Origin of the sequence: Bradyrhizobium sp. G127 (assembly GCF_021502575.1) — a bacterium.
In the GTDB taxonomy this organism is placed as follows: Bacteria; Pseudomonadota; Alphaproteobacteria; order Rhizobiales; family Xanthobacteraceae; genus Afipia.
In genome coordinates, this window is sequence record NZ_JAKFGN010000001.1 from 2,471,362 (window position 1) to 2,483,644 (window position 12,283).

At 62.5% G+C, this 12,283-nt stretch carries 8 protein-coding genes; 4 read left to right on the top strand and 4 right to left on the bottom strand.

Annotated elements, in window-relative coordinates; translation table 11 throughout:
- Positions 1–80: 80 nt before the first annotated feature.
- Complete coding sequence (locus LVY71_RS11735) at positions 81–3,836, bottom strand: vitamin B12-dependent ribonucleotide reductase (RefSeq protein WP_235099934.1); 3,756 nt, start codon at positions 3,834–3,836, stop codon at positions 81–83.
- 658 nt (positions 3,837–4,494) lie between these two features.
- On the opposite strand from LVY71_RS11735, the gene LVY71_RS11740 reads away from it, so the two are divergent.
- Together LVY71_RS11740 and LVY71_RS11745 are read left to right on the top strand one after the other, a co-directional pair.
- Complete coding sequence (locus LVY71_RS11740; protein ID WP_502797558.1) at positions 4,495–5,460, top strand: DMT family transporter; 966 nt, start codon at positions 4,495–4,497, stop codon at positions 5,458–5,460.
- Positions 5,461–5,656: 196 nt separating this feature from the next.
- The gene (locus LVY71_RS11745) at positions 5,657–7,897 is read left to right on the top strand and encodes an autotransporter family protein (protein WP_235099935.1); all 2,241 of its coding nucleotides are present in this window, start codon (positions 5,657–5,659) and stop codon (positions 7,895–7,897) included.
- Positions 7,898–7,990: 93 nt separating this feature from the next.
- On the opposite strand, the gene LVY71_RS11750 is transcribed toward LVY71_RS11745, so the two are convergent.
- From LVY71_RS11750 to LVY71_RS11760, 3 genes are all read right to left on the bottom strand, one after another.
- Positions 7,991–8,434, bottom strand: coding sequence for a BA14K family protein (locus LVY71_RS11750; protein WP_235099936.1), 444 nt, complete (start codon positions 8,432–8,434; stop codon positions 7,991–7,993).
- 164 nt (positions 8,435–8,598) lie between these two features.
- Positions 8,599–9,210: a BA14K family protein gene (locus LVY71_RS11755; RefSeq protein ID WP_235099937.1), complete on the bottom strand. Its 612-nt coding sequence runs from the start codon at positions 9,208–9,210 to the stop codon at positions 8,599–8,601.
- Between the two features lie 139 nt (positions 9,211–9,349).
- Positions 9,350–10,495 (bottom strand): mechanosensitive ion channel family protein, encoded by a 1,146-nt coding sequence (locus LVY71_RS11760; RefSeq protein ID WP_235099938.1) that lies wholly within the window; start codon positions 10,493–10,495, stop codon positions 9,350–9,352.
- 159 nt (positions 10,496–10,654) lie between these two features.
- Between LVY71_RS11760 and LVY71_RS11765 the strand changes: the two genes are divergently transcribed.
- Together LVY71_RS11765 and LVY71_RS11770 are read left to right on the top strand one after the other, a co-directional pair.
- Positions 10,655–11,065, top strand: a complete 411-nt coding sequence (locus LVY71_RS11765) for an NADH:ubiquinone oxidoreductase subunit NDUFA12 (RefSeq protein ID WP_235099939.1) — start codon at positions 10,655–10,657, stop codon at positions 11,063–11,065.
- A gap of 281 nt (positions 11,066–11,346) precedes the next feature.
- Positions 11,347–12,249 carry a DUF2155 domain-containing protein gene (locus LVY71_RS11770; protein ID WP_235099940.1) on the top strand — a complete coding sequence of 301 codons (903 nt, stop codon included), beginning with the start codon at positions 11,347–11,349 and terminating at the stop codon, positions 12,247–12,249.
- Positions 12,250–12,283: the final 34 nt, after the last annotated feature.

The window sequence follows — 12,283 nt, forward strand, 5'->3', positions numbered from 1 at the left end:
TAATAAGTCCCTCGTTTCGTGAAGATGCCCAGCGCTTGGCTGGGCATCTTTGTAATTCTAAAAAATCAGGTTGATCTACCTCACGAACACCCCGTCGTAGAGCCGCACGTGTCGCACTTCATGCACGTCCCGTTCCGCACCAGCGTGAAGTTCGAGCACTCCGTGCACATGTCGCCTTCGTAGCCTCGGGCTTTGGCTTCTGCGCGGCGCTCGGCCTTCGATGGCGTGGCGTGCGTCGCGGCTGAACCGGCTTTGCTCCACTGCTGCGCTTCCAGCTTTTCGGTCGGCGAGAGGTCGCGCTCGGGCTCTGCGGTCTTGAGCGCGGTCGCGCCTTCGAGCGACGAGCCACCTGAAGTATTTTCTTGGCCGTGCCGTGCGGTCGCGCCCGCCGAAGCGATCGACGTGACGTTGCCCGAGGCCTGGGCATCGGCGGCGCCGCCCTGCATGACCACGAGCTTGTCGGTGCGCGAGCGGGTCAGGCCCTTCGAGACGAACTTGTTGCCGTCCGGCGACTTGCCTTCCTCGACGCCCTTGCCGAGCGCGTCGAAGTTGGTCTCGCTCGGATCGACATGGGCGAGATCGAAGCGCGACATGTAGCTCACCGCGAGTTCGCGGAACACGTAGTCGAGGATCGAGGTCGCGAACTTGATCGAGTCGTTGCCCTGCACCGGGCCCGCGGGCTCGAAGCGGGTGAAGGTGAAGGCGTCGACATATTCCTCCAGCGGCACGCCGTATTGCAGGCCGAGCGAGACCGCGATGGCGAAGTTGTTGATGAAGGAGCGCAGCGCCGCGCCTTCCTTGTGCATGTCGATGAAGATCTCGCCGAGGCGGCCGTCGTCGTATTCGCCGGTGCGCAGATAGACCTTGTGGCCGCCGACCACCGCCTTCTGGGTATAGCCCTTGCGGCGATCCGGCATCTTCTCGCGCTCGCGCATCACGATGATGCGCTCGACCAGCTTCTCGACGATCTTCTCCGAGACCTGCGCGGTGCGGGCCGCCATCGGCTTGTCGTAGAACGCCTCGACCACATCGTCCTCGTCCTCATCGTCGGCGATGAGCTGCGAGTTCAGCGGCTGGCTCAGCTTCGAGCCGTCGCGATAGAGCGCGTTGGCTTTCAGCGCCAGCTTCCACGACAGCAGGTAGGCAGCCTTGCAGTCCTCCACCGTGGCGTCGTTCGGCATGTTGATGGTCTTGGAAATCGCGCCCGAGATGAAGGGTTGCGACGCCGCCATCATGCGGATGTGGCTTTCCACCGAGAGGTAGCGCTTGCCGATCTTGCCGCAGGGGTTGGCGCAATCGAACACGCTGTAGTGGTCGGACTTCAGGTGCGGCGCACCTTCCACGGTCATCGCGCCGCAGATGTGAATGTTGGCGGCCTCGATCTCGCGCTTGGTGAAGCCGAGCGCGGTGAGCAGGTCGAAGCCGGGGGCGTTGATCGCGTCCGGATCGAGTTTGAGTGTGTCGCGCAGGAAGTCCTCGCCGAAGGTCCACTTGTTGAAGGCGAACTTGATGTCGAACGCGGTCGGCAATGCCTTCTCGGCCTTGTCGAGCGCTTCGTCGGTGAAGCCCTTGGCTTTCAGCGTCGAGCGGTTGATGCCCGGCGCGTTGGAGAGCGAGCCGTGGCCGACGGCATAGGCCTCGATCTCGGCGATCTCGTTTTCGGGATAGCCGAGCGCGCGCAGCGCTTCCGGCACGGCGCGGTTGATGATCTTCCAGTAGCCGCCGCCGGCGAGCTTCTTGAATTTCACCAGCGCGAAGTCCGGCTCGATGCCCGTGGTGTCGCAATCCATGACGAGGCCGATGGTGCCGGTCGGCGCGACCACGGTGGTCTGCGCGTTGCGGTAGCCGTGGGCTTCGCCGAGTTCGAGCGCCTTGTCCCATGCGGCCTTGGCGCGGGCGACGACGTCGGCCTGCGGGCAGCTTGCGTAGTCGAGCGGCACCGGATTGACGGCGAGGCCTTCAAAGCCGCGGGATTCGCCATGCGCCGCGCGGCGATGGTTGCGGATCACACGCAGCATGTGCGCCGCGTTCTTCTTGTAGCCGGGGAAGGGGCCGAGTTCCTTCGCCATTTCGGCGGAGGTGGCGTAGGCGACGCCGGTCATGACGGCGGTCAGCGCGCCGCACAGCGCGCGGCCTTCCTTGGAGTCATAAGAGAGACCCATGGTCATCAGGAGACCGCCGATATTGGCGTAGCCGAGGCCGAGCGTGCGGAACTCATAGGAGAGTTCGGCGATCGCCTTCGACGGGAACTGCGCCATCATCACCGAGATTTCGAGTACGACGGTCCACAGCCGGCACAGATGCTCATAGGCTTCGATGTCGAAGCGCCGGGTCTGTGTGTCGTAGAAGGTCAGCAGGTTGGCGGAGGCAAGGTTGCACGCCGTGTCGTCGAGGAACATGTATTCCGAGCACGGATTGGACGCGCGGATGTCGCCGCTGGCCTTGCAGGTGTGCCAGTCGTTCATGGTGGTGTTGAAGTGCAGGCCGGGATCGGCCGAAGCCCAGGCGGCGTAGCCGATCTTCTCCCACAGGTCGCGGGCCTTGAGCGTCTTGGTCACCTTCTTGTTGGTGCGGCCGATCAGGTTCCAGTCGCCGTCGGTTTCCACCGCGCGCAGGAAATCGTCCTTGAGCGACACCGAGTTGTTGGAGTTCTGGCCGGCGACCGTGAGGTACGCTTCCGAATCCCAGTCGGTGTCGTAGGTGTCGAACGAGATGTCGGTGTAGCCCTGCTTGGCGAACTGCATCACGCGCTTGATGAGATTATCCTGCACCATGGCGCGGCGCGCGAACTTGATCTCGCGGCGCAGCGCCGGATTCTTTTCAGGGTCGAAGCAGTCGTCGCCTGAACCTTCGCAGTTCACGCAGGCCTTCATGATGGCCTTGAGGTGCTTCTGGTTGATCTTGGAGCCGGTGACGAGGGCGGCGACCTTCTGCTCCTCCTTCACCTTCCAGTCGATATAGGTCTCGATGTCCGGATGGTCGGCGTCGACCACCACCATCTTGGCGGCGCGGCGGGTGGTGCCGCCGGACTTGATGGCGCCCGCCGCGCGGTCGCCGATCTTGAGAAACGACATCAGGCCGCTCGAGCGGCCGCCGCCGGAGAGTTTTTCGCCTTCGCCGCGCAGCCGCGAGAAGTTGGAGCCGGTGCCGGAGCCGTATTTGAACAGCCGCGCCTCGCGGACCCACAGGTCCATGATGCCGCCTTCGTTGACGAGGTCGTCATCGACGCCCTGGATGAAGCAGGCGTGCGGCTGCGGATGCTCGTAGGACGATTTGGATTTGGTCAGCTTGCCGGTCTTCCAGTCCACATAGAAGTGGCCCTGGCCGGGACCGTCGATGCCGTAGGCCCAGTGCAGGCCGGTGTTGAACCACTGCGGCGAGTTCGGCGCGACCATCTGCTTGGCGAGCATGAAGCGCAGTTCGTCGTAGAACGCTTTCGCATCGTCCTCGGATGTGAAGTACGAGCCCTTCCAGCCCCAGTAGGTCCAGCAGCCGGCGAGACGGTCGAACACCTGCTTGGCGGAATGCTCGCCGCCGATGCGCTCGGATTCGGGCAGTGCAGCGAGAGCGTCGGTGTCCGGCACCGAGCGCCACAGCCATGAGGGGACGGTCTCTTCCTCGACCTTCTTCAGGCGTGAGGCGACGCCCGCTTTACGGAAATATTTCTGCGCCAGAACGTCGGAGGCGACCTGCGACCAGAACTCGGGGACTTCGACATTCTCCAGCCGGAACACCACCGAGCCGTCCGGATTGCGGATCTCGCTCGTCGTCAGCCGGAAGTCGATGGCGGCGTAGGGTGACTGGTCGGCTGTGGTGTAGCGGCGTTCAATGCGCATCGTAGTGCCCCGTCTTTTGCCGGCGCGCCCGTCACGGACGGTACGCCGGAGATTTCAATTTGCGAACCGGTTCGTTCGCCGTTTTGCCGTTCACGCTCGTCCCCAAAGTCTTTCGACGTCTGGTCCGATGCCCCGGCCTGTTAACTCTGGCGGGCACGAGACGGTCCCCACGACCGGTTGCGCCCGAACGCCCCAAACTTGCCTTTTGCGCCGCGGTTTGCCGCGGTTTCACCTTTTCGATCCCGGCCCCGAAAACGGGCAGACAAATCCCCGGCCCGCGACCTCGACCGGCCTGACGGAGCTGTCTGTTTGACCCTATTCGGGAGGTGCCCGGCGAGACTGAAAACCCCCGCGCCGAACAGTCCCGAAGCTAGGCCGACTCCAACCGGCACGTCAAGGATTAGTGTCGAAAGCTGAATCAAATACTAAATATGGTGGAAAATGCGGATTTCCAGCGGAATGGACCATCGCCCGGAAGGTTCGCACTGCGGGAAGTATCGGTGAGTCCTTGCGGATTCGGAAGCCGAATTCTCACCTCATCGTGAGTTCCTCCAGTGTTTGTCGCGAGCTTCCGAAATCGCGCCTTTGCTATGCGCGCTTTTTGCGGTTTTCGGGTGGATCATGCGCGGTCCGCGTGGTCTTTCTCCCCGTCATCCACATGGCCGTGGACCTTGAGTCGAAGGACGAACCTGTGGATACGCGCACGCCCGAAGCCCTGATCGAAACGTCCCAAGCCGAACGCGCCGCCGCGCTGCGCCGCTCGCGGATGATCGGTTATGTGCTGCTGGTGGCGACATCGGTCGGCTGGGGTTTGAACTGGCCGGTGACGAAGCGCCTTCTGAGCGAACTGCCGCCGCTGTCTCTGCGCGGTCTTTCCGGCATCATAGGCGCTGCGTTGCTGGCTTTGCTGGCGGTTGCCTTCCGGCAGTCGCTGAAAGTGCCGAGCGCGCTGTGGCCGCGGCTGGTGTTGCTGTCGCTGCTCAACGTGACGGCGTGGATGGCGCTGATGGGTCTTGCGCTGACATTTCTGCCGGCGAGCGAAGCGGCGGTGATGGCTTATACAATGCCGGTCTGGGCCTCGGTGCTGGCGTGGCCGATTCTCGGCGAGCGTATCTCGCTGTTGCGCGTGGTGGCGATGGCGATGGCGATCGCCGGCCTGGTCGCGCTGATGGGCGGCGGCGGGGTGTCCGCCACCAGCGCCAAAATGCCCGGCATCCTTCTCGCACTCGCAGGTGCTTTCCTGTTTGCGGTCGGCACGGTGCTCGCCAAACGCTGGCCGCTGACGCTGCCGCCTTTGACATCAGCAGTGTGGCAAATCCTGATCGGCTGCATTCCGGTATCGCTGGCTGGTCTTCTCTTGGAGCAGCCCCACTTTACGGCGCTCTCGTCGCTCGGCTGGTCGTTATTCGCATATTCGATCGTCGTGCAGTTTTGTGTTGCTTATGCCTGCTGGTTCGCCGCGCTCGAACGGCTTCCGGCCTCCGTTGCGGCCATTGGCACATTGCTGGTGCCGGTGATCGGGGTGGTGGCGTCGGCGACGGCGCTCGGCGAGCCTCTCGGGCTGGCCCAGATCGCGGCGTTGGGATTCACCATTGCAGGCGTCGTCCTGGCGTCACGCTCCTGAGCGGTAGTCTCAATCCGCGCAGAATATGCCTGCCAATAGCCCATTGTTGAAAGTTGTGGCTCGAAAGCGACAGCATCGGAAACTCCTGCCTGCTAGGTTCCACAGTGAATTGATGGGCGATTAACGTCTGCGATGATCGGGGCTGTGCGTGGCGTGGTTGCGGGTAGGTGTTGCGTGGTGTTCTCGCGCGCAGACAATGCGCGCGTTGCTGTGCCTTTTCGTGATCGCGGCGTTTGTCAACGTTATTGCGTCGACGGATGCGCGCGCGCAGTTCGTCTGCAACGGCGTCAGTCCGAGTCCTACCGATTTAACCTGCGCGAATAGTGGTGTCGAAACGGGCGCGCTTTCGACGACCTCGACAATTTTGGGTGCTCAGGCTGTCACTATCAATTCCGGTCTTGTGCAGGGTGATGTCGGAACCTTGGCTGACGGTGGAGGAGACGCCACTTCACGCAACACCAGCGCGATTACCGGTTATCTCTTCACGCAAACCAGCAATGGTGCGGCAGGTTTCGGGGGCGGCAACGCTGCCACTTATAACGCGGGCGTCGTCGACGTCATTGCGACGATAACTCAGGATGGCGGAACTGCCCTCACGGTCAACTCGGGCCGTGTTCTCGATCTCAACAACGCCTATCCAAGTATTCCGGCTGGAATTGCCACAGTGACGGCCTTCGGTGGCGACGCAACGACGATTAACAGCGGAAACGTGAACGGCGGAATAATCACCGCCACAGGACTCGTTAGCGGCGCCGGCAGTGCGACGACTGTAAATTCCGGCACGGTATTGGGAGGTATCAACACGATCTCCGGTTTTGGCGGAGATGCATCAACCATTAATTCCGGCGTTGTCCATGGAGACGTCGTTACGGCCGCAAATGCTGTCGGGAATGCGGCATTCGTGAACTATGGCACGATCGATGGAAACGTCCTCGCCGTTACGCCGGACGGACATGCAACGGCCTACAATGGTGGCAGGATTTTAGGCGAGTTGGACGTGATCGCGGGTAACGCCGGGATGGCAGCCCTGACGAATGCAGGATTGATCGATTCAAGCTCCTCGACGGGCGTCGCAATCGATCTCACCCAACTCAGTTCTGCGACACCCACGACGCTGAACATCCTGCCGGGATCGCGCATCGTGGGGGAGATCATCTTGAACGGCGATGTCTCCGATCCGTCTGCCGTTGGGACGAAAATCAATATCCTGAGCGGCCACGACATCTCCTCGGTCCTGACCTTCGGCGGATGCGGGTGCGCCACTGGCGGCCTTATCGATACCGGCGCAACGGTCAATGTCAGCGGCGGCGCGCCGTATGTCGTCAGCGGCAACACGGTTGCTATCCTTGATCCGACATCGTTCGCGATGGCCGACCGCAACGTGATCGATGTAACGCGCACCATCACGTCGCTGGTGACGAGCCGTCTCACCAATCCGGCGCCCATCGGCGGCGGCACGTCATCGGCGATTGGTTTTGCCCCATCCGGCAACGTCGCGCGCGACATGGCCAACGACGCATTCTCGGTTATTCCGGCGCTCGCGTATGCCGGCAACGATCGCGTGTTGCTGAGCAACCCGAGCTTCACTGCGGCGGACGGCACCAGCGTCTGGGCGCAGGGCTTCGGCGGGCAGCGGATTCAGCGTGCCGACGCGCCGACATTGCGTTCGGTGAACAATTTCTACGGCGGAGTGCTTGGTGTCGACAGGACGGTTCAGCCCGGACTCCGCCTTGGCGGATTCATCGGCGCAGGCAATGTGAAATCGACCATCGAATTGAATTCCGGCGACACTAAAAGCGATATGGTTTTCGGTGGCGTTTACGGCCGTTATGCGATGGGACGCGGGTTTCTGGATTTTTCATTGCTCGGCGGTCACAACAGCAACGATGTCAGGCGCACCATCGCCAACAATGCCGTGCCCGGTGGTTACGAATATGCGGCGGGCAAGTACAACGGGTGGTTCATCAGCCCTGAGATCGCCTACGGCCTCACCCAGTCGCTCGGCGCCAACCTGACCCTGACGCCGTCTGCGCGCGTGCGTTATCTTGCTGCCGGTTTCGGCGGCTATGATGAGAGCGGATCGAGCACGAATCTTAGCGTCGGGTCGCGCACCTCGCACAATTTCGAGGAGCGCGGCGAGTTCAGGCTGACCCACACCACGAATGCGACGCCCGCCGAGCGATTGCAGCTCAGCGGTACCGCCGGGTTGATTGCCTTGCAGCGCGCCGGTGACAGCACTGTCAACACCATCTTGCTCGGCCAGAGCCTTGCCTTTGCAACACCCGGCAAGGCGAGCCTTGTCGGCTTCTATGCCGGTGCCGGTTTCGACTGGCGCAACGTGTCCGGCATCTCGGTGTTCGCTGCCACCGAGTTCACGGCCATGTCGGATTCCAGCCGGACCATTACGGGCAGGGGCGGCGTGAAGGTCGCATTCTGATCTTTGCGCTCGCGCACGCGCGTCTTTCAAATCGTCCAATGAAAAAGCGGCGCATCTGCATGCGCCGCCTTTTCAAATTCGTGCTCGTCCGGTTTACGGGCAGGGATACCGGTTGCCGTCGTAATTCAGGTAAGTGCCTGACGCAGGATCGTAGGACCGATAGCGCTGCATGCAGTAGGCTTCCGCATCGCCGCCGTAGCCGTAGCTTGGTGCCACGACGACTGGAGCAGGGGCCGGATAGTAAGCCGGGCCGCCATAATATCCAGGCCCGTAATAGGGGTTGGACCCAGCGGCGATCGCACCGCCAATCAGTGCGCCAGCAGCAAGGCCAATGCCCAGCCCCGCCGCGCCACCGCCGCGATAATATCCGCGCCGCCGCCACTGAACTTCTGTCACGAGCGAATTGGCGTTGCCGGCATGCACAGCCGCCAGAGATTGGCTCGGCGCCAGCGGGGCCGCATGGCCGGATGACATCGCAGCCATCGGAAGCGCCAGCGCAACTGCTGCGATTGCGCATCCATTCCTAAAGGTGATCATTATCCTCACTCCAAGCCCGCATCGATCACTCTGTATCGGGGGCCGCACGGGATGCGCAGCTCCATTCAGAGGATAATAATGTTCGTCTGGATTCAGGCGCTTGTGGGGCGGTTCCCCTTAGGGAACAGCACCCGCAAGGCTGGACTAAGCTGCGCCGCAACCAGTTATGGACAGGCGTAGCGATTGCCGTCGTAGGCCAGATAAGTACCGGACGACGGGTCGTATGACTTGTAGCGCTGCGCGCAATATGCCGCCGCATCATCCCCCGCAGGGGCGACGGCATACTGATCGTCACCGACATAGGCATCCGGCGCGTAGGCGTAGCTGTCGTCATAGTAGTACGGGTCATTGTAATAATAAGATGAGCCTAGACCGCCGAGCGCAAGACCCGCCGCGAAGCCGTATCCTGGGCCGCGCCAATGCCGGCCATGCCAGTGATTTCTCTGGCCGCCGGCCCAGCGCTGGCCTGAAATGGCGGGTCTTGCAGCTATTGCCTGGCGTCCTGCAAATGCGCCTGCGCCGATGACACCTGAGCGTCCGGCGAAGCTTCCTACACGTGATCCACCGCCGAAACTCGGGCGGGCTGCGAAGCTGCCGGTGCGGAAGCCGCCTCCGCCGCCGCGGAATGCTGCGCCTCCGCCGCCGCCACCGCCACCGCGGGAAAAACCTCCGCCGCCATGCCCGCCGCCGCCGGGCCTCGCATCCGCAGACGCCGACAAGAGGACGGGTGAGATTGCAAGAAGCGCTGCTGCGCCAACAATTTTCAGATTGATCATCGCTCGAGCTCCGGGTGATTTGGTGGGAGAACGGACGGCAGAGCGAGACGTTCCGTTCCTACCAAAACTTCACCGTGATCGTCGCACCCACCAGCCCAACGCAGCATGAACGGATTGCGCCGAAATCATGTTGTCTGATTTATGAAGCTCGATAGTCGGTGACCAGCGCGTGTGGCGACAGCTCAATGTTGTCGTGAGGGCCGCGCGAGACAACTTCCTGTCGCGTTCGCGGCAACGCGCCGGGGTATTCCTCCTGCAAATAGGCAATCAGCTTTTCCCGCACCTCGCAGCGCAGATCCCACGCGGCAGGCGCGCTGCGCGCGCTCAGCAATGCGCGCAGTTCGACGGTGTTATCCTTGGTGGCGTCGCTGACCTGAAGCACCACCACGCGGCCGTCCCAGAGCGGCGAGGCGCGGGCGACCTCCATCAGTTTCCCGCGCAGCTTCTCGACCGGCACGGTGTAGTCGACATAGAGAAAGACCGAGCCGATCAGCGCGGACGTTTCCCGCGTCCAGTTCTGGAATGGCTTCTCAATGAAATAACTCAGCGGTACGACCATGCGCCGCCAGTCCCACAGCTTGATCACGACATACGTTGTCGTGATTTCCTCGATAGTGCCATATTCGCCTTCGAGGAAGACCACATCGTCCAGACGGATCGGCTGCGCCATCGCGATCTGCACGCCAGCGATCAAATTGGAGAGCAGCGGACGGGCGGCGAGACCGATGGCGAGGCCTGCCACGCCGGCGGACGCGAACAGGCTGACGCCATATTGCCTGACCTGCTCGAAACTCATCATCGCCGTCGCGAGCGTCATTATGACGATCAGAACATCGGCTGCGCGCTTCAGGATACCGACCTGGGTGACGTGCTTGCGTGCCAGCAGGTTGTCCTCGGCATCGAGCTTGAAACGTCGCAGATAGACCTGCGACCCGATCTGGACGGCGGTGATCGCGGTCCATCCGAGCAGGGCGATGAATGCGACATTGAGGATGTTGCCGAAGATGGTGGACGCTCGTTCGCCGATGGGGGCGATCCGGACCACAAGGGACAGCGCCAACACGATCAGGGCGAGCTTGAGCGGACCCTTGCTGTTGGTCAGCAGGGCCCGGATCTTTGGATGCCTGACACCGAGAATGTTGCGGATCGCGTGGACGATGACGGCATTGGCGATCAGCGCGACGACCACGCCGCCGATCACGAGCACTGAAGCGACCAGCCAGTTTGGCAGCAGCCAAAGCGTATCGATGATTTCGGCGTAGCTGTATTTGATGACGTCGAGCATCGCGGCGGAATCCGGGGCTGTACGGGGATCATGTCAACGCGCGGGCGCAAGATATGTTCATGCATCGCATCAAGCCGCTGGGGACGCTGGACAATTGGGCCGCCTGATGGCATCAAACACGTCTTGCGCCGCTGTGCGCGTCAGTCTCGGGTGCCCGCCATGAAGCTGTTTTTCCTACGTTTTTTCACGTGGTGGAGCGGTTCGACGTTCGGCACGCAGCTTTGGACTCGGCGCTTTGGGGAACTGGTCGGAACGGACGAGGGCGGTAACCAGTATTACCGCACCAAGGGCGGCCAGATCGATCCGACGCTCGGCTTCGAGCGCCGCTGGGTAATCTACAATGGATATGCCGAAGCAACCCGTATCCCTCCGGCTTGGCACGGCTGGATCCACCACACTGTGGACACACCGCCCACCGAGATCGACTACAAGCAGCGTGAGTGGGAAAAGCCGCACCGGCCCAACCTGACCGGCACGCCAGGCGCCTATCGGCCATCAGGCTCGACGCTGGCTGCGGGCCGCCGGCCTAAGGCGACGGGCGACTATCAGCCCTGGACGCCGGGGCAGTGAATCCCGAACATTGACGCCTGAGAGTGGTCTTTGGCGTAACAAGGCGGCCCGAATTGCTCGCCCTTTCGCCGCCGTAATCGGCGTGTTAACCGATGGCTCTGCGCGCGGCCCTTTGTCTGTAGAATGGCGCGGGTTCGATTCGGTTGTATCGTCGATTGGGCCGGATCAATTCTAGATCGTGACGTGATCGTTTCGACATCGTTTCGACAGGTGTGGAGCCAGATGTTTTCCGAAAACCGCTTCGCCCTTTTCGGCATCGTGCTCCAATAAAGTCGCGCAATATGCTCCGAACCGTCGCCACATTTTCCTTCGCGGCCCTGATTGCCGCCTCGCTGACGTCGCTGGCGGCTCCCGTCCATGCGCAGATCGGCAACATCTTTTCCGACAGGCCTCGCCCGCCGGTCAACGTCGCGCCGCGTGGCGAACCAGTGCAGGACCCCGATGAGGAGGAGGTGCCAGATCTTCCGCAGCAGGGTCGTCTGTTGCCGACACCCAACCGGCCTTTGCCGGGGCAAGGCGTTCCGCCGCCCGGTGCTGTTCAGACCCAGCCGTTGCCGCCGCCGCCCGGTCAGCTGGCCGTGCCGGGACAGGGAACGCCGAATGCTGCCACTATGCCGCCCGGTGCCAATCCGTTGCCGGGTCTACCGCCTGGGCAGAAGCAGCCGCGTGGTGCACCGCCCGCTCCAGCGACTTTGCAGCCTGGTGACGAGGTGGTGACCGAGCCTCCGGCGCAGAAGATCGTCAACAAGCAGGCGGTCTTTGCCGGTCTCGACAAGATCACCGGCCGTATCATCAAGTTCGAAGCGGACATGGGCGAGACCGTTCAGTTCGGAGCGCTGCGGGTGAAGCCTCAGGCCTGCTACACGCGCCCGTCGACAGAATCCGCCAACACCGATTCCTTCGTTGAGGTTGATGAAATCACCTTGCAGGGTGAGGTGAAGCGGATTTTCTCCGGCTGGATGTTTGCTGCGAGCCCGGGCCTGCACGGTGTCGAGCATCCGATCTACGATATCTGGCTGACGGACTGTAAGGGGCCATCTGCGACAGTCGCCCAGCAGGAAGGGCCAAAGCCCGCGGCATCCGCGCCTCAAGCTCAACCGACGCAGCAGAAGCGCTTGCCGCCAAAGCAGCCGGCTGCGCCACGACCGCCTCCGCCGAACCCGTTCCCGCCGTTCCGGCAATAGCCGACCGAGCTTTTTGCGATCTGGGTCCGCGGCC